At 70.5% G+C, this 24,485-nt stretch carries 21 protein-coding genes; 7 read left to right on the forward strand and 14 right to left on the reverse strand.

What is annotated here, in order from left to right; genetic code table 11:
- Positions 1-25: 25 nt before the first annotated feature.
- Genes IE250_RS02355 through IE250_RS02370 form a run of 4 tightly spaced genes read right to left on the reverse strand, consistent with a single transcriptional unit; the run spans position 26 to position 4,245 of the window.
- Complete coding sequence (locus IE250_RS02355) at positions 26-1,177, reverse strand: ROK family transcriptional regulator (protein ID WP_189667647.1); 1,152 nt, start codon at positions 1,175-1,177, stop codon at positions 26-28.
- Positions 1,174-2,070, reverse strand: coding sequence for a carbohydrate ABC transporter permease (locus IE250_RS02360; protein WP_189667648.1), 897 nt, complete (start codon positions 2,068-2,070; stop codon positions 1,174-1,176). The genes IE250_RS02355 and IE250_RS02360 overlap by 4 nt, the downstream gene beginning before the upstream one ends.
- Positions 2,067-2,939, reverse strand: a complete 873-nt coding sequence (locus IE250_RS02365) for a carbohydrate ABC transporter permease (protein ID WP_189667649.1) — start codon at positions 2,937-2,939, stop codon at positions 2,067-2,069. Before IE250_RS02365 ends, IE250_RS02360 begins: the two co-directional genes overlap by 4 nt.
- Before the next feature lie 7 nt (positions 2,940-2,946).
- The gene (locus IE250_RS02370) at positions 2,947-4,245 is read right to left on the reverse strand and encodes an extracellular solute-binding protein (protein ID WP_189667650.1); all 1,299 of its coding nucleotides are present in this window, start codon (positions 4,243-4,245) and stop codon (positions 2,947-2,949) included.
- A gap of 205 nt (positions 4,246-4,450) precedes the next feature.
- Here IE250_RS02370 and ilvD point away from each other — a divergent pair, with 205 nt between their 5' ends.
- Positions 4,451-6,166, forward strand: a complete 1,716-nt coding sequence (ilvD, locus tag IE250_RS02375) for a dihydroxy-acid dehydratase (protein WP_373301560.1) — start codon at positions 4,451-4,453, stop codon at positions 6,164-6,166.
- A 4-nt stretch (positions 6,167-6,170) separates the two neighbouring features.
- Here ilvD and IE250_RS02380 read toward each other — a convergent pair whose 3' ends face one another.
- The 3 genes from IE250_RS02380 to IE250_RS02390 all read right to left on the reverse strand — a co-directional run bounded on the left by IE250_RS02380 (position 6,171) and on the right by IE250_RS02390 (position 9,505).
- Complete coding sequence (locus IE250_RS02380) at positions 6,171-6,656, reverse strand: hypothetical protein (RefSeq protein ID WP_189667652.1); 486 nt, start codon at positions 6,654-6,656, stop codon at positions 6,171-6,173.
- An 86-nt stretch (positions 6,657-6,742) separates the two neighbouring features.
- Positions 6,743-8,833: an ice-binding family protein gene (locus IE250_RS02385; protein ID WP_189667653.1), complete on the reverse strand. Its 2,091-nt coding sequence runs from the start codon at positions 8,831-8,833 to the stop codon at positions 6,743-6,745.
- Between the two features lie 192 nt (positions 8,834-9,025).
- Positions 9,026-9,505, reverse strand: coding sequence for a hypothetical protein (locus IE250_RS02390; RefSeq protein WP_189667654.1), 480 nt, complete (start codon positions 9,503-9,505; stop codon positions 9,026-9,028).
- A gap of 643 nt (positions 9,506-10,148) precedes the next feature.
- On the opposite strand from IE250_RS02390, the gene IE250_RS02395 reads away from it, so the two are divergent.
- From IE250_RS02395 to IE250_RS02415, 5 genes are all read left to right on the forward strand, one after another.
- Entirely contained in the window at positions 10,149-11,174 is a 1,026-nt protein-coding gene (locus IE250_RS02395) for an ice-binding family protein (protein ID WP_229872066.1), read from the forward strand.
- A 106-nt stretch (positions 11,175-11,280) separates the two neighbouring features.
- Positions 11,281-11,442: a hypothetical protein gene (locus IE250_RS02400; protein WP_189667656.1), complete on the forward strand. Its 162-nt coding sequence runs from the start codon at positions 11,281-11,283 to the stop codon at positions 11,440-11,442.
- 39 nt (positions 11,443-11,481) lie between these two features.
- Entirely contained in the window at positions 11,482-12,681 is a 1,200-nt protein-coding gene (locus IE250_RS02405; RefSeq protein ID WP_229872067.1) for a diacylglycerol/lipid kinase family protein, read from the forward strand.
- Between the two features lie 323 nt (positions 12,682-13,004).
- Positions 13,005-14,486, forward strand: a complete 1,482-nt coding sequence (locus IE250_RS02410) for a lipase maturation factor family protein (RefSeq protein ID WP_189667657.1) — start codon at positions 13,005-13,007, stop codon at positions 14,484-14,486.
- Positions 14,487-14,537: 51 nt separating this feature from the next.
- Positions 14,538-15,236 carry a hypothetical protein gene (locus tag IE250_RS02415; protein ID WP_189667658.1) on the forward strand — a complete coding sequence of 233 codons (699 nt, stop codon included), beginning with the start codon at positions 14,538-14,540 and terminating at the stop codon, positions 15,234-15,236.
- Between the two features lie 3 nt (positions 15,237-15,239).
- On the opposite strand, the gene IE250_RS02420 is transcribed toward IE250_RS02415, so the two are convergent.
- The 7 genes from IE250_RS02420 to IE250_RS02450 all read right to left on the reverse strand — a co-directional run bounded on the left by IE250_RS02420 (position 15,240) and on the right by IE250_RS02450 (position 23,995).
- Positions 15,240-16,928: a glycoside hydrolase family 13 protein gene (locus IE250_RS02420; RefSeq protein ID WP_189667659.1), complete on the reverse strand. Its 1,689-nt coding sequence runs from the start codon at positions 16,926-16,928 to the stop codon at positions 15,240-15,242.
- 118 nt (positions 16,929-17,046) lie between these two features.
- Positions 17,047-18,048, reverse strand: a complete 1,002-nt coding sequence (locus IE250_RS02425) for a hypothetical protein (RefSeq protein WP_189667660.1) — start codon at positions 18,046-18,048, stop codon at positions 17,047-17,049.
- 362 nt (positions 18,049-18,410) lie between these two features.
- Positions 18,411-19,760, reverse strand: coding sequence for a lipase family protein (locus tag IE250_RS02430; protein ID WP_189667661.1), 1,350 nt, complete (start codon positions 19,758-19,760; stop codon positions 18,411-18,413).
- Positions 19,761-20,151: 391 nt separating this feature from the next.
- Positions 20,152-20,769: a DUF6580 family putative transport protein gene (locus tag IE250_RS02435; protein ID WP_229872068.1), complete on the reverse strand. Its 618-nt coding sequence runs from the start codon at positions 20,767-20,769 to the stop codon at positions 20,152-20,154.
- Positions 20,748-21,176 (reverse strand): DUF4430 domain-containing protein, encoded by a 429-nt coding sequence (locus IE250_RS02440; protein ID WP_189667662.1) that lies wholly within the window; start codon positions 21,174-21,176, stop codon positions 20,748-20,750. The genes IE250_RS02435 and IE250_RS02440 overlap by 22 nt, the downstream gene beginning before the upstream one ends.
- Before the next feature lie 62 nt (positions 21,177-21,238).
- Positions 21,239-21,688: an SRPBCC family protein gene (locus IE250_RS02445; protein ID WP_189667663.1), complete on the reverse strand. Its 450-nt coding sequence runs from the start codon at positions 21,686-21,688 to the stop codon at positions 21,239-21,241.
- A gap of 183 nt (positions 21,689-21,871) precedes the next feature.
- On the reverse strand, positions 21,872-23,995 hold the full coding sequence (locus tag IE250_RS02450; RefSeq protein WP_189667664.1) for a DNA gyrase/topoisomerase IV subunit B: 2,124 nt from the start codon (positions 23,993-23,995) through the stop codon (positions 21,872-21,874).
- Positions 23,996-24,173: 178 nt separating this feature from the next.
- Here IE250_RS02450 and IE250_RS02455 point away from each other — a divergent pair, with 178 nt between their 5' ends.
- Positions 24,174-24,413, forward strand: coding sequence for a DUF7455 domain-containing protein (locus IE250_RS02455; RefSeq protein ID WP_189667665.1), 240 nt, complete (start codon positions 24,174-24,176; stop codon positions 24,411-24,413).
- Positions 24,414-24,485 lie beyond the last annotated feature (72 nt).

The raw sequence follows: 24,485 nt of genomic DNA on the forward strand, positions 1-24,485 counted from the left end.
GGTGACCTGTACGTCCGGCAGGTCGTCACGCGTGGTGCACGATCGGGCCGAAGAGCTGGGTGTCCATGCGGTCGAGGGCGAACTTGAGCGCCCCGATGAGCGGGCCGTCGCGGCCGAGCGTCGTCGCCCGCAGCTCGATCCCGGGGGTGCGCGCCGCCCGCATCCGCTCCCGGACACGGGGCAGGAGAACGTCCGCGGCGTCCTCCAGCCCGCCGCTGAGCACGATGAGCGACGGCGCGATGGTCCAGGACAGGGTGGTAAGGATCGACACGATGTGCTCGACGAACTCGTCGACCTCGGCCACGGCCTCCGGTTCCCCGGCCCGGGCGGCGTCCACCCGGGAACGCGCGAACCTGCGCTGCTCGGGGACCGGGGAGGTGAGCCACGCGATGGGGTGATCGTCGATCGACCCGGCCGGCATCGAGACCGCCTCGACGATCTCGCCCGCCGCGCCCTGGAACCCGCGATGGACCGTGCCGCGGATGAGGATGCCCAGACCCGCGCGGTTGCCCAGCTGCGCCCAGATGACGTCGTCGTGGTCGCCCGCAGCGCCCCGCCAGCGCTCGGCGAGGGCACCGAGGTTGGCGTCGTTGTCCGCGAACCAGGGGATGCGGATCCGCCTGCCCAGCTCGGCGGGCAGGTCGACGCCCTCCCAGTGCTCCGTGAAGACCAGCCGCCGCACGACCCCGTCCGCGTCGATTGCGCCGCCGCTCGCGATGGCGCCCGCGCGGAGGCGCTCGATCGTCCCGCCGGCGTCCACGAGCGCCTCCCGCACGAGGTCGGCGGCGTCGTCGAGCGTCGACTGCGGGTCGTGATACTCCCGCAGCGCACGCCGGGCGCGGCCGAGGATGTTCCCGCGCACGTCGGACACCACGGCCGCGCCCTCGAGCGTGTTCACCCGCACCGCGGCGAGCAGGGCGTGCTGAGCGCGCAGCTCGAACCGCCTCGGCGGTCTTCCGGCGCCGCCCGTGAGCGGCACGCGGGCGAGCTCCGCGACCCAGCCCGCCTCGACGAGCGCGTCGAGGATGAGCTCGATCGTCCGCCGCGACAGGCCGGTCCGCTCGGCGAGCGCCGTCATGGTCATCGCCTCGGCGGAGAGCGCGAGCGCGCGCAGCGCCGCGGAAGTGTTGAGGCGGCGGACGCCGCTCTGGTCCAGGCCCAAGGCAGCGCCGGTCATCGCAGCCCCGTGGCGGCGACGCCCTGGACGAAGTAGCGCTGCAGGAAGAGGAACAGCACCAGCACGGGCAGCATCACCACGATGGCGCCGGCGAGCATGAGCCCGTAGTCCGTGACGTTCTGCGCGGCCTGGCTGGTCGCGGCCAGCCCGACCGGAAGGGTGTAGGCCGAGGTGCTCTGGGCCACCACGAGCGGCCAGATGAAGTTGTTCCACGACGCGAGGAACGACATGATCGTGACCGTCGCGAGGGCGGGACCGGCCAGCGGCAGGAAGATGCGCAGGAAGATGCGCAGCTCCCCCGCGCCGTCGATGCGCGCCGCCTCGAGCAGCTCGTCCGGGACCGCCGACGCGTACTGCCGCATGATGAAGATCGAGATCGGCAGCGCGAGGCTCGGCAGGGCGATACCGGCGAGAGTGTCGACGAGGCCGAGGTTCGTGGTGACGACGAACTGCGGGACGAACGTGGCCGTGTACGGCACCATGAGCGCCGCCATGACGGCGCCGAAGGCGATCCGCTTGCCGGCGAAGTCGAACTTGGCGAGCGCATACCCCGCCGCGGATGCGGCGACGATGTTTCCCGCGACGACGATTGCGGCGACGACGACGCTGTTCACGAGGTAGGTACTGAATCCCTGCGTGGCGAACAGCCGCACGAAGTTGTCGAAGGTCACCTCGCTCGGCAGCCACGCGCCGGGGTCGGCCCGGATGTCGTCCAGACTCCGCAGCGAGCCGCTGGCTACCCACCCGAAGGGCAGCAGCGTGAGCCCGGCGACGCCGGCGAGGGCCAGGTACAGCAGCACCTCCGGCGTGCGAAGCCCTCGTGGCGCAGCGCGGGCACCCTGCTCCACGAGGACGTCCTCATGGGTGATCTCGGTCGGCGCGACGACTGTCATGCGCGAGGCCTCAGCAATCTGAACTGGACGATGCTCACCACGGCCACCAGGGCGAGGATGACGAAGGATGCGGCGGAGGACAGCCCGAACTGGCCGAACCCGAACTGGTGGTACGTGTAGAGCGCTATCGACTCGGTGGACCCCAGCGGGCCGCCGTCGGTGAGCAGGTAGGGCTCGTCGAACACCTGCAGGTAGAACACGGTGAGCAGCACGGAGACGAGCAGGATCGTCGGTATGAGCAGGGGCATCGTGATGTGCCACAGCCGGCGCCACCACCCCGCGCCGTCCAGGGCGGCCGCCTCGTGCACGTCCTCCGGCACACCCTGCAGCCCCGCCAGGAACAGCACCATGGCGATGCCGAAGTTACGCCATACGCCGAGCAGGATCACCACTGGCATCGCCAGGTTCGGGTCGCCGAGCCAGTTCGGCCCGGCGAACCCGAAGCTCGCGGCCACCTCGTTGACGGTGCCGTTCGTGTTGAACGCGTACTGCCAGATGAGCGCGACTGCCACGACGTTGGTCACCACGGGAGCGAAGAAGACGGTCCGGAATACGCCGCGCATGCGGCGTATCCCAGCGTTCAGCGCGAGGGCGAGGACAAACCCGAGCAGCATGGTGAGCGGGACCCCGACCAGGACGAAGACCGCCGTGTTCCAGAGATCGCGGACGAACCGGCCGTCGGAGAAGAGCCAGGCGTAGTTGTCCAGGCCGACGAAGTCGACGGCGAACGGGCTACGCAGGTCGGTTCCCCGCAGGTCCGTGAGGCTGAAGCCCAGTGCCGCGACGGTCGGGATCGCCGTGTAGACGACGAACACCGCCAGGAACGGCATCAGGAACAGCCAGGCGATCAGGGAGCGGCGGCGAGTCATGGTCGCGTTACTCCGCCCCGGTGCCCAGGCTCTCGGCGAAGGCCTGGATAGCCGCCGCGGCCTCTTCCGGTGTCTGGCTCCCCTTGGCCACCGCCTCCATCTCGACGCCGAGCTGCGTCGCGATCTGCGCCCAGGTCGCCACCTGCGGATAGGTCTCGGTGTTCTGAAGCTGCTCGAAGAAGGCGTCGAGGAGCGGCTGGTCCGCGATCGCGGGGTCGTCCCACGCGGAGCTGACCGCGGGGAGCGAGGAGTACGCCTCGTACTGGGCGACCTGTGTCTCGGGCTCGGCGAGGTGCCGCAGCAGCTTCCACGAGGCATCGGAGTTGTCGCTGTCGGCCAGCACGCCCCAGCTGCCGCCCGCGATCGCGCCGACGCTGCCGCCGGCGTCACCGGGCAGCGCGGCCGTCGCGACGTGCTCCTGCGTCCAGCCCTCCTCGCCGGCGACGTCGTCCAGCTGCCCGATCACCCACGGGCCGGTCATCATGGCGCCCGTGCGGCCCTCGACGAAGTACGGCTGAGAGTCGAGGAAGCCGGGCGCGTCGGGGTCGGCGATCCCAGAGGTGAAGAAGGACTGGTTGTACGTCAGCGCCTCGACCATCTCCGGGGTGTCGAGGGTCCACTCGGCGCCGTCGTCCGACATCGGCCGGCCCCCCGCCTGCCACAGGTACTGCGTGACGTCCTGGCCGTTGTAGACGTCCCAGCCCACGTCCGCGCCCAGGCCCTTCTCGGCCCCGCCGTCCTGCAGCGCCTCGAAGAACGGGATGACGTCGTCCCAGGTGGCCGGCGCCTCCACGCCGCCGGCCTCGGCGAAGTCGGAACGGTAGACCATCGCGTAGGTGTAGGCGTACCACGGGACCGAGTAGGCGACTCCGTCGACGACTCCGGACTCCCACGCGCCCGGGAAGAACGAGGCGCTGTCGACCAGCCCGTCGGGCACGGGAGCGAACGCGCCACCCGCGATGAACTGCGCCTGGGACTCGGTGTAGAGCTGCGCGACGTCGGGTCCGCCGCCCGCGGCGACCGCCGACTGCAGCTTGGTCGTGTACTCGTCCGACGGGACCAGCGTGACCTGGAGGTCGAGATCCGGGTTGTCCGCCTTGAAGGAGGCGACGACGTCGTCGAGCACTGTCGCGTCGCCGTCCGGGGCCCACAGCTCCACGGTCCCGGTCGCGGGTCCGTCGTCAACAGGCGCTGACGCGGCCGACGATGCGGGTTCGGTGCTGCGGCCGCAGCCGGAGAGCACGAGGACGGAGACGGCGGCAGCGCCGACGGCAAGCCGGGCCGTCGTGTGTCGAGAGATTGGCACGGGAGACTCCTATCGCGAGAGTCAGTAGAGCGCGACGACAGAAGCCGCATTGTGCTGACTAGTAGCGCTTTTGAACCCACTCGTTGTGCGTCCGGTTATCAAGGTAGGGACGGCCCGTTTCGGCGGAATGACGCGAGAGTGACGAATAATTTCGGCGTAGGTAGCACAATTCGGGGCTGGGCGCGGGACCCGCAAGCCAGGCACAATGAACCGCATGACCAGCCCTGAGAACCCGGTCGACGTCAAGCCCCGCTCCCGCCAGGTGACCGATGGCCTGGAAGCCACCGCGTCCCGGGGGATGCTCCGTGCCGTCGGGCTGGGCGACGACGACTTCGCCAAGCCCCAGATCGGCGTCGCGAGCTCGTGGAACGAGATCACGCCCTGCAACCTCTCGCTCGACAGGCTGGGGAAGGCGGCCAAGCAGGGGGTGCACGCCGCGGGCGGCTACCCCCTGGAGTTCGGCACCATCTCCGTCTCCGACGGCATCTCCATGGGCCACGAGGGCATGCACTTCTCGCTGGTGTCCCGCGACGTCATCGCCGACTCGGTCGAGACGGTCATGCAGGCCGAGCGGCTGGACGGCTCGGTGCTGCTGGCCGGCTGCGACAAGTCGCTGCCGGGCATGCTGATGGCGGCCGCGCGCCTGGACCTGTCGAGCGTGTTCCTCTACGCCGGCTCGATCATGCCCGGCTGGGTCAAGCTCGAGGACGGCACGGAGAAGGAAGTCACGATCATCGACGCCTTCGAGGCCGTCGGGGCGTGCGCGCGCGGGCTCATGAGCGAGGAGGACGTCGGCCGGATCGAGCGGGCGATCTGCCCCGGTGAGGGAGCCTGCGGCGGCATGTACACGGCCAACACGATGGCGTCGGCCGCCGAGGCGCTCGGCATGTCGCTGCCCGGGTCGGCCGCGCCGCCGTCGGCCGACCGCCGGCGCGACGTGTGGGCGCACCGGTCGGGCGAGGCTGTGGTCAACCTGCTGCGCCTTGGCATCACCGCACGCGACATCCTGACCAAGGAGGCGTTCGAGAACGCGATCGCCGTGGTCATGGCGTTCGGCGGGTCCACGAACGCGGTGCTGCACCTGCTGGCCATCGCGTACGAGGCCGAGGTCGACCTCACCCTCGACGACTTCTCCCGCATCGCCGACCGCGTGCCGCACCTCGGCGACCTCAAGCCCTTCGGGCGCTACGTGATGAACGACGTCGACCGGATCGGCGGCGTGCCGGTGGTCATGAAGGCGCTGCTGGACGCCGGGCTGCTGCACGGGGACGCGCTGACCGTGACGGGCCGCACCATGGCCGAGAACCTCGCCGACATCGCCCCGCCCGACCCGGACGGCAAGATCCTGCGCGCCCTGGACAACCCGATCCACAAGACGGGTGGCATCACCATCCTGCACGGATCGCTCGCGCCCGACGGCGCCGTCGTGAAGTCGGCGGGTTTCGACTCCGACGTGTTCGAGGGGACCGCGCGCGTGTTCGAGCGGGAGCGGAGCGCGCTGGACGCCCTGGAGGACGGGACGATCCAGGCCGGCGACGTCGTCGTCATCCGCCACGAGGGCCCCAAGGGCGGCCCGGGCATGCGCGAGATGCTCGCCATCACCGGCGCCATCAAGGGTGCCGGCCTCGGCAAGGACGTCCTGCTCGTCACGGACGGCCGGTTCTCCGGCGGGACCACCGGCCTGTGCGTCGGGCACATCGCGCCCGAGGCCGTCGACGCCGGTCCGATCGCGTTCGTGCGCGACGGCGACCGCATCCGCCTCGACGTGGCTTCCAAGACGCTCGACCTCCTGGTGGAGCCGGCCGAGATCGAGACCCGCAAGGTAGGCTGGGCACCGCTCCCCCACCCGTACAAGCGCGGCGTGCTCGCCAAGTACTCCAAGCTCGTCCAGTCGGCGTCGAAGGGGGCGGTGCTGGAGTAGCGACCTACCCGCCAGGGTTGGCGGTGTACAAGAGGTGGACGGTGGCGTGCTGGCAGGCGTCCTGGTTGGTGGTCTTGTCGGCGAAGCCGATCGAGGCCCCGCCGAAAGGGGCCGTGCCGCCGGGGCCGAGAGTCTTCCCGACGGCCATCGTGGTGTCGAGGAGGAGGTAGTCGCCGACGCCGCAGGCTCCGGCGGGCGCTCCGGGGTCGGCAGTGACGGACGTGATCTCGACCGTGACCGCCGCGATGTAGGTGCTGTCGGTTCCCTTGTTCACGGCGAGCCCTGTGATGGGCACCGGCGCGACGCCGGGCGCGAGGCCCTCCGATGTGGAGGTCTGGGTGACGGCCAACGAGTTGTCGGCGGTGGCACAATCCGCGGCGGCGGCCGGCGCGGAGGCTCCGGGGCTGAGCGCAACCGTGACGCCGGCGACGAGGATCAGGACCAGTGCGGCCGTTGCCCTGTGACGCTTGCGGGCTATGAGCAGGAACATGGCTCCGGCGACAAGGCAGGCGGTCGCGAGTAGCAGAATGAGACCGGGATCGACATCAGGGCTGGTGGGCGACAGCAGGCCACAGTTCATGGCGTCACCGTCGCGTCGGCCTCGTCTGTGTCGCCCGGCGATACCGTTTCCTTCGGTGGCACGCTCGAATCGGGTGCCTCAGGAAGCTCGGGAACATCGGGTGTCTCGGGGAGCGCAGGAGTGCTGGGCCCGGGCGGCTCGGCGGACTCGTCCAGGGGTCTCTCGGACGGGGCAAGGAGAGCCATCGGCGCAGGAGTGACACCGGTGAGCGAACCATCGGCCACAGTGACCGTGCCGCGCGAGAGCGCCTGCCCGGTCAGCGCCGTGCCGGCGCCGAGGGTGATTGCACCTCGCGCGAGAAGAGAGCCGGACATCGACGAGTTCGCGCCGGTCCCCGCGGCCCCGGCGACGACCCAGAACACGTTTGCGGGCTGGGCTCCGTTGACGAGCGAGACGGTGCTGGCGGCGGCGGTGTCGAAAGCTGCGTCGCCCACGAATATGAACACGGCCTCGGGGTCGCCTTCACCGTCGAGGGTGACGGTCCCCGTGAGGGCCAGCGCGGCGGTCATGTGGTGGACTCCGGCGTGGAAGACCTGTCCGCCCAGGTCGCCGGCGATCTCCGAGTGGGGCGCGCGCGAGGATGCCTCGTCCAGTGCCGCGAGAAGGTCTTCCTGTGCGAGCGCAGCGGCGGAATCTCCCGTGTGGAGGCTCCCGTCATAGGTGCCCGGCGGAAAGCCGGTCACCGAGGTCGCGGGGCTGACACCGAGGTCGCCGCTCATCGTCGTGGCTCCGGTGTTGACGACACCGGTAGCTGCGAGGACAGAGTACGAGGCGGCGGCTCTGAGGTCGATCGGCGGAGGGTTCACCTCGACGGTGAGGGTCTGGGAGGCAGCGGCGCCATCGCCGTTGGCGTCGCGCACTCTGGCGACGACCTCGTACCGACCCGCGGCGAGCTCCGCCGCGGTGGCCACCCAGGTACCGCCCGCCGTGACGGTGGTGGACAAGCTCTGGCCGTCGACGACGACGCTGATCGTGCTGGACTCCGCGGCGTCGCTCACGCCGGTGATCGTGGGCGTGATGTCCTTGGTGACCGCAGCGGGTCCGTCGTCGATGCTGAGAGTGGGCGGGAGCGCATCGGTGAATCTGATGGTGTTTGACGCGAGGGTCACTGCGTCCAGCGAGAGCGCCCGACCGATGAGCTCGGTGCTCGCGCCGAGCGTGATGGCGCCCTGGGCGACGATCGTGCCCGACAGGAAGGAGTTCGCTCCCGTTCCAGCGGCGCCGGCGACGACCCAGAACACGTTCGACGCCTGTGTATCGTTCACGAGGTCGACGACGCTGGCGGCGGCGGTATTGAACGCCGCGGACGACTGCAGGACGAAGACCGCGTCAGGGTCCCCCTGAGCGTCGAGGGTGAGGGTTCCGGTCACGGCCATCGCGGCTGTGGTGTGGTAGACGCCCGATGTCAGGGTGCGACCGCCGAGGTCGCCGACGAGCTCGGCGTCTGCCGGTCGTGCGGCCAGGCTCTCGTAGGCGTCAGCCAGGGCGGCCTGCGCGCCGGCGGCGTGCTCATCGCCCGCACGGATGTCACCGCCGACGTTCATCGGGTCGATTCCGCTGACAGTGGTGCCCGGGCTCACGCCGAGGTCGCCGCTAACCGTCGTGGTGCCGGTGCTGACCACCGCAGTGGCGGCGAGGACGGAATAGCTCTGCGCGGCCCCCAACAAGGTGGGAGCCGTCACGGTAACCGTCGCGCTGGCAGCACTGTGGGCCGTCCATGATCTGTAGACGGCGGTCACGACGTATCTGTGTACTCCTGCTGGGGCGGCCGCGTCGACGCAGGCGGTCCCCTCGATCAGCGAGGTGGGGCTGCTCGCGCACGCCGGAGCGATCGCCTCACCGGTGTGCCGCGTGACGTAGTAGCCCGTCGGCTGAACACCGCCGACGCCGGAGGCCCAGCCGACCGTGACATCCGGTTCAGCGGTCTGCGGGACAGTCACGCCGACCGGTGCGGCGAGGATCGCCGTAACCGCAGACGCGGACGCCGAACCCGTCCCGCTCCAGTACGCCGATGCGGGCCCTGCTTCGGCCAGGACTGCCAGGACCAGGGCGAGCACCACGATCAGGATGGACGCCTGGCCGGACATGCGAGCGCTCCTGCGACCGCCGCGGTCGGCTCGAGATCGTCCGGTAGGTGTGCTCATGATCGACGACTACGTCCTGTTGGCCGTACACGGGCGCGGCGTGGGAGTGGATCGCCGCGGCAGGCCTGTGCCTGCCCGCCGAGCGCCCAGCGGGTGCGCCGCGTGCGGCAGCACCCCCTGGGCGTCGGTCGTGGGTCAGGAAGCCGTGAAGTAGAGCGGGACTTCCTGGCCCTGGCAGTCGTCCTGGTTGGCGGTGGTGTTCGTCAGCGTCACCGTTGCCGTGCCGTCCAGGGACCCACCGGCGGGGATCTGCCCGGCGGGAACGTCGGTGACGGTGGCCGTGTAGTCGGCCGCCAGGCAGTTGTCACCGGTCGGTACCCAGGGGGTTCCGTCGACGGTGGCCAGCGTGACCGTGACATCGGTCAGGTTCTGGGTTCCTTCACCGGGGTTAGTGACAGTGAAGTCGACGGTCTGCCCGGCGCTGCCTGGCGCGAGCGTGCCGACAGCGGGGTCGCTGGTGATCGTGAAGGCGACACTCTCTCCGGTCGTCGCCGACCCCGTGCCGGTACCGGTGGAGGTCCAGTACGCAAAGGCGACCCCAACCCCGGTGATCGTGAGTACCGCTGCAAGAATGACAGCGATGCGTTTCTTGTCTTGGTGCAGGGTTTTCGCCATGACGAGCTCCTTCGGGTTGGGCGTGCGCTTTGGTATGCAGCCTCGACGCTATTCACCGAAGGGACCGACCCCCAATACGGGAGCTACCGTGTTGGTGGCCCCCGCCCCCAGAGCAGGGACCACTGACACGGAACGTAGCACCCGAAACTCTCGCTTCATAAATAGATGTCCCGAAATGCCGGTAATGCCATGGGATAACTCAGGCACCCTCTAATTCCCGCCTCCTCGCTGGATTTCGAATGGCGAATACGTGAGGGCTGCCATCGCACACCAGCCTGGCCCACCACCTGCACCGGGACGGCTAGCGGGCACCGTCCACCGTGCCCGCCGCGAGATTTTCGAAGGATCCCGGCCTCGACTGGGAGCCGCGAAACATGCAGATGCACGAAAATGTCCGAATCGCATGCCATAGCGCGCCCCGGATATGGCATATAGCAACGTGCAATGCATCTGAAACCCGAGCAAAAGCACGACAAAATGCCGGATATCCTCCAAGGGCATAGTGTTGCTTACATTCACAATCTGTGATTGCGCCTCCGCGATTCGGAGGATTTAAAGAGACTTCTCCATGAGAAATCAGATAGCCCAGCACTCCAGGCCGTCCACACGGTCACCTTCACCTCTGCGGGCCACCGTAGGTACGGTGCTCGCTCTGAGCGGCATCATCGCGCTCGTGCTCGCCACACAACCGGCGGCCGCGATCGGCACCGCCGTCCCCCTTGGCACCACCGCGTCCTATTCGGTCCTTGGCGGCCAGACCGTCACCAACACCGGGCCCTCGGTCCTCAACCGCGACGTCGGCGTCAGCCCGGGTACCGCGATCACCGGGTTTCCGCCCGGCGTCGCCCTCGGTGCCACCCACCCGGCGGATGCTCACGCGCTCCAAGCACAGAGCGACCTCACCATCGCCTATAACAACGCCGCGGGTCAGGCGCCCGATGCCAGCATCGCCGGCGACCTGGGCGGGCAGACCCTCGCTCCGGGGGTCTACAACGCGTCCAGCTCCATCGGGCTCACCGGGACGGTCACGCTCGACGGCGAGGGCGACCCCAACGCGGTCTTCATCTTCCAGGTCGGCTCGACTCTCACCACCGCGAGCGCGAGCACCGTCGCGCTCCTGAACGATGCGCAGGCCTGCAACGTGTTCTGGCAGATCGGCAGCTCCGCCACGCTGGGTACTGACACCACGTTCGTCGGGACGATCATGGCGCTGACGTCGATCACCGCAAACACCGGCGCCACCGTGGACGGACGCGCCCTGGCGCGCAACGGCGCGGTCACCCTCGACTCCAATATCTTCACCAGCAGCGCCTGCGTGACCGCCCCGCCGACCGGCACCTCCACGCCGACCGACAACCCGACCGCGACCCCACCCGGCGACGACAACGGAACCCCACCCGGGGACGACAACGGAACCCCGCCCGGCGACGATGACGGAACCCCACCCAACGGTGATGACGACGGAACCCCACCCAACGGCGACGACAACGGAACCCCACCCAACGGTGATGACGACCTGCCGCCGGGCGGCAGCAACGGCACGCCGAAGACACTCGCCGTCACGGGTCCGTCCGCCAACGTGCCGCTGCTGGCCGCCGCCTGCGCGGCGATCCTCGCCGGAATCGGCCTCATCGCCACCAGCATCCGGCTGCCCCGCACCAAGCCCTGACACGAGCCGTCGCGGTGGCCGAGCCGGGGTCACCGCGACACTCAGGCCGGGAATGTCATCGAATCAGTCATCTATTCATCCCGATGGTGCGCGTACCGTAGGAAGTATGTGGACCTTGATAGTGGTTCTGCTTGTCGCGTGGGCGATCCTGGCGGTCGTCGGCTACTTCTTCGAGGGCCTGTTCTGGCTGACCGTGGTCGGCATCATCCTGTTCCTCGGCACGCTGATCGTGGGCATCATCCGCCAACGGACCCGGCAGCACACCTGAAGGCTGCGGGCCCGAGAAGCAGGTGACCGGACGACGCCGGTGAGCTCGCACGCCACCCGCTCCTCGTCGACAAAGCATGCCGCCGTCATCGTCAACCCGGTCGGGGTCGACACCGTGCGGCTCCGTTCGGTTGTCGCCCTTGAGGAGGAGCGGCACGGCTGGGGGCCACACCTGTGGTTCGAGACGACCATCGAGGACCCGGGACAACTGGCGGCGAGGACCGCCTTGCAGCTCGATCCGGCGGTCGTGATCGTTGCCGGCGGGGATGGCACGATTCGCGCGGTCGCCGAAGAAGTCGTCTCAAGCGGCATACCCCTTGCGGTCGTTCCCGGAGGGACCGGGAACCTGCTCGCCCGAGACCTCGGCCTCCTGGCGGGGTTCGAGGCGTCGGTCCGCACAGCATTCACCGGGTCGGATCGCGCCATCGACGTCGGCATCGCCGAGCTCGAGCGCGAGCACGGACCGGCCACCACCCACCTGTTCCTCGTGATGACAGGCATCGGGCTGGACGCGAGCATGGCGTCGGGCACGAACAGCATCCTGAAGAGGCGAATCGGCTGGCTCGCCTATGCCGACCCCATCAGCAGGTCGGTCCTTGGCAACGAGCGGTTCTTGATGCACTACCGCGTGGACGGGGCCACTGAGCGTTCGATCAGCGCCCATACCGTGATCGTCGGCAACTGCGGCACCCTCACCGCCGGCATCCTGCTGCTTCCCGACGCGGAGGTCGACGACGGCCTCCTCGACGTCGTCCTCCTGCGTCCCCAAGGGTTCTGGCAATGGCTACGCGTCGGATCACGGCTCACCATCGGGGGCATCCTCCAGCGTACGAGCGGGGGCCGCGTGGTTCTGCAGGCCGCACCCCGGCTCCGTGCCATGGAGTACGTGCAGGCTCGGCGTCTGGCGGCACGGTTCGACTCGCCGCAGAACATCGAGCTCGACGGCGACAGCTTCGGCCCGATCACCGCCGCTCGGATCGGGCTTCGCCCTCGCGCTCTCCGGGTCCGAGTACCCCGGCAGTCGTCTGTTCCCCACCGCCCGGGGGCGAGATCAGGCGTCCCTCTTGGCGTAGGTGGGGGACGTCCCGAAGTCGACCATCTCGCACGACTCGTCACCGACGACCCAGGCGTCGTGCCCCGGTTCGATGCGCACGACGTCGTTGGGTCCGACCTCGCCCTCGGTGCCGTCGTCCATCACCACGCGCATCCGCCCCGAGATCACGTAACCGAAGTGGGGTGACTGACAGCTGTCCGTGCCCGCGATGGGACGCACGTTCTCCGACCACCGCCAGCCCGGTTCGAAACTGGCCCTGGCCACCGTGCTACCACCGAGCGTCACGAACCGCCCCACCCCCTTGCCGACGAACGGTCGGACATCATCAGTCTCGTCGAAGCTCTTCGACTCCAGTGCAACCATCACAAGCCTCCTCGATCATCGTTGACCGCGTGGTCCATTTCACGGTACGCCGGGGCTCGCCGTCGGACACCTGGAAGAGCCTGGGCCGCGGGCCCGTCGCCTGCCGGAAACCGGCGACCGACACCTCGGCCCGATAGCGTGAAGCCATGGTGGGCACTCTGCCCGACTGGCTCGGCTGGTGGTCGAGCGCCGACTACGACGTCGCGCGCGCGGTGCTCCAGCGTGGCTTCGGCGCGCTGTACGCGCTCGCCTTCTGGGGCGCGCTGAGCCAGTTCCGGCCACTGCTCGGCGAGCACGGCATGGCGCCGGTCCCGCGGTACGTGGCGCGGACGCACTGGCGCGACGGGCCGTCGCTGTTCCGGTGGCGATATTCCGACCGCCTCCTCGCGGTGGTCGCCTGGTGCGGCGTCCTGCTGGGGGTGAGCGTCATCGTCGGGCTGCCCCAGGCCGGGCCCTGGTGGGTGCCCATGCTCGTGTTCCTCGCGCTGTGGTGGCTCTACCTGTCGCTGGTCAACGTGGGGCAGACCTTCTACGCCTTCGGCTGGGAGTCCCTGCTGTGCGAGGCGGGTTTTGTCGTCGCGTTCCTCGGGTCCGACGCCGTGCCCGTGCCCCTGCTGATCATCCTGGCGGTGCGCTGGCTGCTCTTCCGCCTGGAGCACGGCGCCGGCCTGATCAAGTGGCGCGGCGACTCCTCCTGGCGCGACCTCACCGCCCTGTACTACCACCACGAGACCCAGCCGCTGCCCGGCCCGTTCTCCTGGCACGCCCACCACATGCCGCGCTGGTGGCACCGGTTCGAGGTGGTCGGCACCCACCTCAGCCAGCTCGTCGTCCCGTGGCTGCTGTTCCTCCCGCAGCCGCTCCCGTCCGTCGCCGCCCTGGTCTTCGTCCTCACCCAGGGCTGGCTGGTGCTGACCGGCAACTTCGCGTGGCTCAACTGGGCGACGATCGTCCTGGCCCTCGGCGTGGTCAACGACGGCACGTGGGCCTGGCTGGGTGGCCTCTTCGGGCTGCCCGACGGCGCCGCCGCGCCCACCGCGGCCGCCTCGGCGCCGCTCGCCTTCGTGGTCGTGGTGAGCGCCGTCGCGCTGCTGCTGCTCGTGCTGTCGGTGCGGCCCGCCCTGAACCTCGCGTCGCGGCACCAGCTGATGAACGCAAGCTTCGAGCCGTTCCGGCTGGTCAACGCCTACGGCGCGTTCGGCTCGGTCACGCAGCGCCGCGACGAGCTCACCGTGGAGGGCACCCGCACCGAGAATCCCGGGCCCGACGACTGGGTCGAGTACGAGTTCCGGGGCAAGCCCGGCCCCGTCGACCGGCGTCCGCCGCAGGTGGCGCCGTACCACCTGCGGCTGGACTGGCTGATGTGGTTCATTCCCCTGGGGCACCCCGCCCGGTGGTTCGCGGTGTTCCTGCGCCGGCTGCTCGAGGCCGATCCCCCGACCCTGCGCATGCTCCGCCGAGACCCGTTCGACGGAGAGCCGCCGCGCGTGGTGCGGGCGGTCCTCCACCGCTACCGGTACACCACACCCGAGGAACGACGCCGCACCGGCGACTGGTGGGTGCGGGAGCGGCTCGACGTGGTGGTCGACCCAGTGGTGCTCGTGGGCGGAGAGCTCATGAGCCTGTAGCCCGGCCTGCCTCCGGCCGCAGGCTGACGGTCGTGGGATCGTTGCGCCACGATGACGATCTTCACGTTCCACCTCGCAGAGCTACGTCCGACGACGACGGCCGGGGCGCTGTGGAAGGCGCCGACCGCGGCTTCCATGCCAGGGTTGAGACACGCTGAGTGCCTGGCGCTGATGCAGCTCGGCGCCCCGACCGTCTCGCCGGCACGAATGCAGCTGCGTCGGATGGCGATGTTCGCGCGGTGGGAGGACGAGGCCGCCGTCGACGCCTTCCTGGCGGACGACGCGCTGGGCAGGCAGCTGGCGGCAGGCTGGCACGTGCGGATGCAGTTCCTGCGCCGCTGGTCGCGGCTCGCGGCGATGCCCGACCTACCCGCAAGAACGGGGCAGTGGGACCCTGAGGAACCCGTCGTGGCGGTCACCCTGGCCCGGATGCGGCTCCTGGAGGCGCCGAGGTTCCTCAGGTGGGGCAAGCCGGTGGAGCGCCTGGTCCGCGACCATCCCGGCACCACGCTGGCGCTCGCCGCGATGCGCCCGCCCCGGACGATCTCGACGTTCTCGGTCTGGCGGTCCGTGCGGGAGATGGAGGAGATGGTGCACGGCCACAGCGCCGTCCCGGCGCCCGACCGTCATGCCGCCGCGATGGTCGAACGCCGGAGGAGGGACTTCCACCACGAGTTCGCCACCCTGCGGTTCCGGCCGCTGTCCGAGCACGGCGAGTGGCAGGGGCGGAGCGGGATCGTCCCCCGGTGAGGCTCAGCCCCGCAACCAGGCCGTCGTGCCCCCCGGCAGGCGCCCGTCGTCCAGCGGCATGCTGGTGACCAGGACCTCGCCGTGTGGCAGCTCGACCACGTCGTCGCCGAAGTTGGTGACGCACACCCAGCCGTTGGGCCGCCGGAAGGCGAGCACGTCGTCGCGGCCGGTGTCGAGCCAGGTCATGGTCTCCGCGGTCTGCAGCTCGCGCCGCAGGGCCAGCGCCTCTCGGTAGAGGGTCAGCGTCGAGGCGGGGTCGCCGTCCTGCACCTCCACCGCGAGGTCCCCGAACCAGGCGGGCTGCGGCAGGTCCGCCTTCCCGTCGCCGAAGCCGAACGAGGCGCCGTCCCGCGTCCAGGGCAGAGGGACGCGGCAGCCGTCCCGGCCGATCTCGGCGCCCTGGCTGCGGAAGAAGGTCGGGTCCTGGCGCGCCTCGTCGGGGATGTCGGGCACCTCGTGCAGGCCCAGCTCCTCGCCCTGGTAGAGGTAGGACGACCCCGGCAGGGCGAGCTCGAGCAGCGTCGCGGCGCGGGCGCGGCGCAGCCCGAGCTCGCGCTGGAGCACCGGCTCGGCCCCGCGGGTGAGCAACCACTCCTTGCCCTGCTTATCCGCGGTGTGGTCGCCACCCCCCGCGCTGGGGCCGCGCGGCGGCAGGCCGTAGCGGGTGGCGTGCCGCACGACGTCGTGGTTGGAGAGCACCCAGGTCGTCGAGGACCCGGATCCGACGGCCTGCTCGAGGTTGAAGGTGATGATGTCGCGGAATTGGGCGGCGTCGAAGTCGGCCTCGAGCAGGTCGAAGTTGAAGGCCTGCCCCAGCCCGTGCGCGCTGGCGTAGCGGGCGCGGCGGCCGGCGACCACCCAGGCCTCGGCGACGGCGGTGCGGGGCGGGTCGTAGGAGTCGAAGACCTTGCGCCACTCGGCGTAGATCTCGTGCACCTCGTCGCGGTCCCACAGCGGGTGGGTGCCGTCCTTCGGATGGGCGTCGAGCTCGGCCTGGCTCGGCAGTTCGTCGAGCAGGTCCTTGGCGAGCCCGTGCGCCACGTCCACCCGGAAGCCGTCGACGCCGCGGTCGGACCAGAAGCGCAGCGTGTGCAGGAAGTCCGCCCGTACCTCGGGGTTCTTCCAGTTCAGGTCCGGCTGCTCCCTGGCGAAGTGGTGCAGGTACCACTGGCCGTCCCCCACCGGCTCCCAGGCCGGGCCGCCGAAGACCGACGTCCAGTCAGCGGGCGGCTCGGCGCCGTCCGGCCCCTTGCCGTCGCGGAAGATGTAGCGGTCGCGGGCGGGCGAGCCCTTCGGCGCGGCCATGGCCTCTTGGAACCAGACGTGCCGGTCCGAGGTGTGGTTCGGGACGAGGTCGACGATCAGCTTGATCCCGGCGTCGTGCAGCGCCGCTATGAGGGAGTCGAAGTCGTCGAGCGTGCCGAGCAGCGGGTCCACGTTTCGGTAGTCGTCGACGTCGTACCCGCCGTCGGCCAGAGCGGACGGGTAGAACGGGCTGAGCCAGACGGCGTCGACGCCGAGCGCGCGCAGGTACGGGACACGGCTCACGATGCCGGGCAGGTCGCCGATGCCGTCCGCGTTGGAGTCCGCGAACGCGCGCGGGTAGATCTGGTAGACGGCGGCCTGGCGCCACCACGTGGCGTCGGCGGTGGTCTCGTCGGGGGTGAGGGCCGGCTCGAGAACTTCGGTCATGACGTGATCTGGCTCCTTGCTTCGGTGTCTCTGCAGCACTGGCAGCGTACGAGCGCGGCGGCGGGCTCCAGCCCGGCGTCGAGCCCGAGCGGGACGTGGCGACTGGTCGGCGCCGGCCTCATCTCCGGCGCGCCTCCCGACGACGGCGCCGCGCCTCGGAGGCGCGCTCCTCGGCGTCGTCGAGCTCGTCCTCGACGGTGCTCAGGTCGGCGCGCGCCTCGTCCACGGCGGCCCGCGCCTTGTCGAGCGCGAGCCGGGCATCGTCGCGCTCGGCGGCGAGCCGCTCCAGCTCTCGGTCCAGGCGAGCGATGTCGTCCTCCCCGCGCGTGACCTGCTCCTCCGCGGCGCGCAGGCGCTCGTCGACGTCGTCACGACGCGCCTCCAGCTTGTCGACCTGAGCGGACGCCTCGTCGACGGCCCGCTCGGCCGCCTCCAGCTCCGCGACGGCGGGATCTGCCGCGGCTGGGCCGGCCTTGTCGGCTCGAGGCGCGTCCCCGGACCGGCCTGCTCTCTTGGCAGCTGCCCCGTCCGCCCCCGCCGCTTTCGCGGGCTTTGCGCCGGAGCGGGGCCCGGCGTCGGACGCCGCGGGGCGCAGCGCGACGAGGTCCGCCTCCTCGCCCTGCTCGTCCACGATGCCGAACCCGACGTGCTGCAGCGCACGCGAGAGGCGCCCGGCCCGGACGGCGGCCGCGGCGTCGGGGTCCATCACGGCGGCGGTCAGCGTCTCGGTGAGGCGGTCCAGCACGGCGGGCGAGACCGCCCGGCCACCCACCTCGCCGGCGTCGCGCACAGTGTGGACGAGGGCGTCGGTGCGCTCCCGCCGCAGGTGGTCCAGCGCCCGGATGCGGCTGCGGTCCCGGCCCTCGGTCGCGGCCCGCAGCTCGTCGCCGAGATCCGCGAGCGCCTGGATCTCCTGCGGGTGGTCCCGCGCCACGTGATTGATCACCCAGGCTGCGACCGACGGTTTGGGCAGGCGCTTGACCCGCTCGGCGCCCAGCCGGTCGCCGTTGTCCGCCGCCTGCCGGGCGGCGGCGTCGCGGGCAGCGATGAACTCGTCGAGGGGCCGGGCGTAGAGCGCGTCGACGGCGGCGTCGAGGTCTGTCGGGTCGTCCGCTGGCACGGTCCTACGGTGGCACGGCGATGCCCGTCGTGCGAGGCCGCCGTCCGCCCCGCGCGCGGCTCGTTCCGACGTTCGTCCGCCGAACCGCAAGCTGGTCGTCGATCGGGCTCCCCCACCGGCGTCGAACCGCAGCAAACTCGTCGACCAGCTCCCCCGCCGACGTCGAACCGCAAGCTGCGGGTGTATCCGGGTGCCGAACCGTAGCTCGTGTGTCGATCGGGCGGCTGAGAGACGCGGATGTTGCGGCTCGACACCCGAATCGACGAACAACCTGCGGCTCGGCGCACAACCCACCAGCAACTTTGCGGCTCGGCACCCGAATGAACCAACAACGGCCCATCCACCGGTCGACGTCGGTGTACTCAGCAGTGGACCAGGAACGGGCGGTCCCTGAACCTCCGGTCGAGGAACGCCACGACGCCGGGCGCACCGGTCACCATCGTCGAGACGTGCTCGCCGACGTGCCACTCCCACTGGACCTCCGCGCCCGCCGCGCAGTACTCGTTCCGTAGCGTCCTGGCTTGGCCGGGGGCGATTATCTCGTCGAGCGTGCCGTGGAAGAGCCGGATGGGCACGTCCGGCGGGTTGGCGCCGAGCCGGTTCTCGTCGAGGCGCGCCTGCCAGTCCGGCGCGCGCAGCGGGTTGGTCGCCGTGAACATGCCGATGTTCTGGAACGCGTGCGTGAGCGTGACGTCCACGCATGCGTCCTTCTCGCGCTCGAACGTCTCCCGCCCGCGCTCGTTGAGGTACGAGTCGAGGTCCAGCTCGGGATAGGCGGCGTCGAGCCCGTAGGCCGCCAGCAGGAGGAACCCGAACCCGACCTGCCCGTCGAGGCTCTCGGCCACCTCGGTGAGGTCGGCGGGCACGCCGCCCGCCGCGACGCCGACCAGGTCCAGCTCCGGCGCGTAGTCCGGCTGCAGCTCGCCGGCCCACATCGCTCCCCCGCCGCCCTGCGAGTAGCCGGAGAACGCGACCTTACCGCCCGCCCGCAGCCCGGTCGCGGGCAGGTTTGTCGCGGCGCGCACCATGTCGATGACGGCCCGCCCCTCCGACTGTCCGACGACGTAGGTGTGCATGCCCGGCGTGCCGAGCCCCTCGTAGTCGGTCACCACGACGGCCCAGCCCGCCAGCAGCATCGGCTCGATGAAGGGCCGCTCGTAGTCGAGCCAGCGCGACGGTGCGCAGCTGTCGCCGACGCCCCGCGTCCCGCTCGCCACGGAGACGATCGGCCGCGGGCCGTCTCCCCGCCAAGCCGTGCCGGGTACCAGCACGCGCCCGGTCACAGGAACGTCATGCCCGGTCGCGTTCGTCGAGTGGTACATCACGAGGTAGTTGCGGGCGCTGAGCTGCCGGGGCTCCTCGCGCCACCGGACCACCTCGCCGTCCGCGCCGTCGGGCAGCGGGTCGGGCGGGGTGTAGAAGTCGTCGTCGAGTGCGAGCGGAGCCGGGACGGCGGCGCTGTGTGCGGCGGGTGCGGGCGCGGTGACTGCGGTCGCCGAGGTCGCGGGCGCCGTGGTTGCGGGCAACGCGGATGCGGGCGGCACGGTGGTTGCGGGCGCGGCGTGGGCCGCGACCGGCGAGCCGCCGACGACGGCCGGGAGCACCAGCGCGGCGAGCGTAGCGACGACGGCGGCCCGATGCCGCGCCGTGCGACCTCGGCCGGGTGCTGAAGGCGGGGACGCGGGTGTGTGCGGGTCGGCGGCGAGCGGCATCGGATCTCCTCGTTGAGGTCCTCGGACACTCGGCGTTGAGCGCCCGCAGCCCGTGCGGGGCCGCTACTGACTGTAACCCCAATAACGCCCGGGCAACAGAGTCAGCCCGACGGCGGTGCGCGTGCCCTGGGGCACTGTGACTCCCCCGCACCTGGGGCACCCGGAACACCTGGGTACCTGCGAGATCGGTCGGTTGCCTCGAGATCGGTCCGTCGATGGGCCGATCTCAAGGCAACCGACCGAGTCAGCGCCACCCTGTTGCAACAAACCGAAGTCAGCGGCACCCCGATGCAAGTGACCGAACTCAGTGGCCTCGCCGCTCAAGGGGCTCAGCACGGTGCCGCAACACTGACCGGCCCGGCCATCGCAGGGCCTGGCGCGGACCGTGAATCTAGTTCTGGGCCGCGTGCAGCCCGGCCCCGGCCACGGCCCGCGCCTCGGCCCGCTCCACGAGGGAGGCGACGACGGCGGCGAGCGGCACCAGCACCAGGTTGCCCAGCAGCATGGTGCGCAGGAACGGCAGCCCCGCCACGTAGCTCGCGAGCAGCCCGTCCAAGGTCGTCGGGTACATCCCGTCCATCAGCCACACGCCGAAGTTGGTCCAGGCGAAGAACCACAGCGAGCCGCCCACACCCACGCCGAACGCTGCCGCGTACCGGGCCGGTCCCGTGAGGTGCCGGGCGAAGATCGCGCCGACGCCCACCACGGCCCACGCCGACCAGGTGAACCACATGATCTGCGTGTTGCCGAGTACCGCGTCGCTCACGGCGACCACGACGAACGGCACCACCGCCGCCCACCGGTTGCGCAGCAGGAGCACCGCGAGGAACGTCGCCGCGGTGGCGATCTCGAGGTTCGGTGGTGCACCCAGGCCGGGGGCGACCAGGCGCCAGACCACTGCGGCGGTGAGCACCAGCACCACGGTCGCGGGCCGCCACCAGCGGTGGGCGAGCTCCCGGACCGTCAGGTCACGCCGGCCGGCCGGCGTCAGTACGTCTCGATCGTCCACGTGATCTCCTGGCCGTTCTCGGTCTCCAGCGTTCCCGCGCCGACCTGCGCGGGCTCGCCGTCCACGGACAGCGACCAGAACTCGCTCTTGGCGTCGTCGGCCACGCGACCGCCGATCGCGGTGACGAACGCGCTCTCGCCCTCACCCGTTACTTCGGCGGACGGGTCCGCCTCAAGAAGGAGCTCAAGGGCGGTCGCCCCGGTCCGGCCCGCGTAGCTGAAGGTCTCCGCCCCCGCGGACGGCGACGCACTGCTGGAGGCGGCGTCCGACGGCGCGCTCGCCGTCGCCGAGGTTGTCGTCTCCGGCGCAGCGGCCGAGCCGCCGCAGCCCGCGAGCAGGCCGGTCATCAAGAGGGCGGCAGCAGCCGCGACAGCCGCCCGGAGCGGGCGGCGAGAGATCGTGTTCACACCGCGAGTCTAGGTCGGCGCCCGCCGTGCGGCGTGGCCGTCTCAGGCGTCGGGCCTCTGGGTCACCAGCTCGATGTGCGGGTTCCGTCATCGCGGTGCGCGAGCGTGGCGAGCGCGTCCTTCCAGTACCCCTCGGCAGCGACCGCGTGCCGCTCGGTGTCGATGTTCTCCTCGACCACGGTGACGAGCGTGCCGCCGTCATCGGGCTCGAGCATGATGCGGATCTCGTGGTAGTTCTCGGGGACGTCCGCGTGACCGTTCAGCGGCGCGAAGTGCGTGAAGTGCAGCAGCCGAGGCCGCTCGACCGCGATGATCTGGCCCTTGTCGGCGAACACACGGCCGAAGAAGTGCCCCTCGAACGTGATCGGGCTGCCCGGCTGGAAGTCCGTCTCGATATTGGCGCCCAGCACCCACCGCGCCGCGGGGTGCGTGAGCTCGGCCCACACCCGCTCGGGCGGCTCGGCGATGTGCGTCGTCGCGGTGACTGTGTGGCGCGTGGCGTCGGTGCTCATCGCTACCCTTCGTGGTGTTCTCCGACACGACCGTACCCGGCGATGGCCGTGCTCACTCGCGGCACGGCCGACCTCAGCGCTGGCCGCGCACGACTCAGACGCGGATCCCGTGGACGCCTGAGCCTGCGGTTCGCTCCCGCGGCCCGCCTCGTCCCTCGGCGGACCGCTTCCCTCACCTCCGGCTCAGACGTCGATGCGCGACCGGTCCAGCTCGGCCGCCCCGGCAATGAGGAACTCCTTGCGGGGGGCCACGTCGGTGCCCATCAGCAGCTCGAACGCCCGCTCGGCGGCCTCGGCGTGCTCCGCCGTGACGCGGCGCAGCGTGCGGTACCGCGGGTCCATGGTGGTCTCCGCGAGCTGGTCGGCGTCCATCTCGCCCAGACCCTTGTACCGCTGGATGTCCGGCTTGTAGCGGCGCCCGGCCCTGTCGAGCTTCTTGAGCGTGGTCCCCAGCTCGGCCTCCGAGTACGTGTAGATGTACTCGTTCTTGCGCCGGCCGTTGCCGATCACCTCGACCCGGTGCAGCGGCGGGACCGCGGCGTACACGCGCCCGGCCTCCACCATCGGCTTCATGTACCGGTAGAAGAGGGTCAGCAGGAGCGTGCGGATGTGCGCGCCGTCCACGTCGGCGTCGGTCATCATGATGATCTTGCCGTAGCGGGCAGCCTCGACCTCGAAGGAGCGGCCGGAGCCCGCGCCGAGCACCTGGATGATCGCCGCACACTCCGCGTTGCGCAGCATGTCGCTGATCGACGCCTTCTGGACGTTCAGGATCTTGCCGCGGATCGGCAGCAGCGCCTGGAAGTCGCTGGAGCGCGCGAGCTTGGCCGTGCCGAGCGCGCTGTCGCCCTCGACGATGAACAGCTCGGAACGGTCCACGTCGTTCGAGCGGCAGTCAGCCAGCTTGGCAGGCAGCGACGAGGTCTCCAGCGCGTTCTTGCGGCGCGAGATCTCCTTCTGCTTGCGGGCGGTGATGCGCGCACGCATCTCGGCGACGACCTTGTCGAGCAGCAGCGAGGCCTGCGTCTTCTCGTCCCGCTTGGCCGAGGTCAGGCGGGCCTGGATCTCCTTCTCGACCACGCGGGAGACGATCAGGCGCACCGGGCCGGTGCCCAGCACCTCCTTGGTCTGCCCCTCGAACTGCGGCTCGGACAGACGCACCGTGACCACGGCGGTGAGGCCGGCGAGCACGTCGTCCTTCTCGATGCGCTCGGCGCCGTCCTTGGTGGAGACCTTCAGCTTGCGGGCGTTGGTCTCCACACCCTTGCGGATCACCTTGAGCAGGCCCTGCTCGAACCCCGTCAGGTGCGTACCGCCCTTGGGCGTCGAGATGATGTTGACGAACGAGCGCACCTCGGTGTCGTAGCCCGTCCCCCAGCGCAGCGCGATGTCCACCTCGCACTCCCGCTGCACCTCGCGCGGCGACATGTGGCCACGCTCGTCCAGCACCGGGACCGTCTCCGTGAAGTTGCCCGAGCCCTGCAGGACCCAGGTCGCCGTGACCGGTGAGTCGGGGGCCAGGAACTCGACGAAGTCGGCGGCGCCGCCGGTGTGCTTGAAGACCTCCTCGTGCGGGCCGTTCTCGCCGGGTGTGCCCGGGAGACCGCGCTCGTCACGCACCAGGATCTCGAGGCCCGGCACCAGGAACGTGGTCTGCCGCACGCGGGTGACCAGCTCGTCGTAGCTGAACACCGCGGACTTGGGGAAGATCTGCCGGTCGGCCCAGTAGCGCACGCGCGTGCCCGTGCGGCCGCGCGGCACCTTGCCGACCACAGCGAGCTCGGAGTGGTCCACGAAGGGGTGGAACGCCGAGTCCGGGCTGGGTCCGGACGCCGGGTCGGAGAACGTGCCCGGCTCGCCGCGGTGGAACGTCATGCGGTGCGTCTTGCCGCCGCGGTCCACCTCGACGTCGAGACGCGCGGACAGCGCGTTCACCACGGAGGCGCCCACGCCGTGCAGACCGCCGGACGCCTGGTAGGAGCCGCCGCCGAACTTACCGCCCGCGTGCAGCTTGGTGTAGACCACCTCGACGCCGCTCAGGCCGGTCTTCGGCTCGATGTCGACCGGGATGCCGCGGCCGTCGTCGGTCACCGTCACGGACGTGTCGGCGTGCAGCACGACGCCGATCTTCGTGGCGTGGCCACCCAGGGCCTCGTCCACGGAGTTGTCGATGACTTCCCAGAGGCAGTGCATCAGGCCACGGGAGTCGGTGGTCCCGATGTACATACCGGGACGCTTGCGAACCGCCTCGAGACCCTCGAGGACGGACAGGTGGCGAGCGGTGTACGACTCGGACGTTGCGGTCACGGCGACAGCGTAGACGAGGACACCGACAACCTCGGTGAGGCGCTCCCCGGCGGACGGTGTGACATCGGAGATTCACCCCATGGCGGAAATTACCCTTTCAGCGCAATTGGGGGCGGATGGGACCCAAGACTGTGACTCACACCGCTATGCTCGCAGCGAACCGGCCACCCGGGCTGGCATGAACCGCGCGAGCAAATGGTTGGATGGAGACGTGACGACCTTGACGACCGAACCGCTCACCGCCCTCGACCGCTGCGACCGCTGCGGCGCGCAGGCCTACGTGCGCGTCGTTCTGCCCGTGGGCGAGCTGCTCTTCTGCGGCCACCACGCACGCGCACACGCGTCCGCTTATGTGGACGTCGCCTCCCATGTCCAGGACGAGACCGACCGGCTCCACGCGGAGCACGGCCAGGCCTGAGCTCCAGGCCGGAAATCCACGGGACCTAGACCTAGATCCAAGACGGCGGTGGGTCACCTCGCGAGGTGACCC

Source organism: Promicromonospora soli (assembly GCF_014653785.1).
GTDB classification, from domain to species: Bacteria; Actinomycetota; Actinomycetes; order Actinomycetales; family Cellulomonadaceae; genus Promicromonospora; species Promicromonospora soli.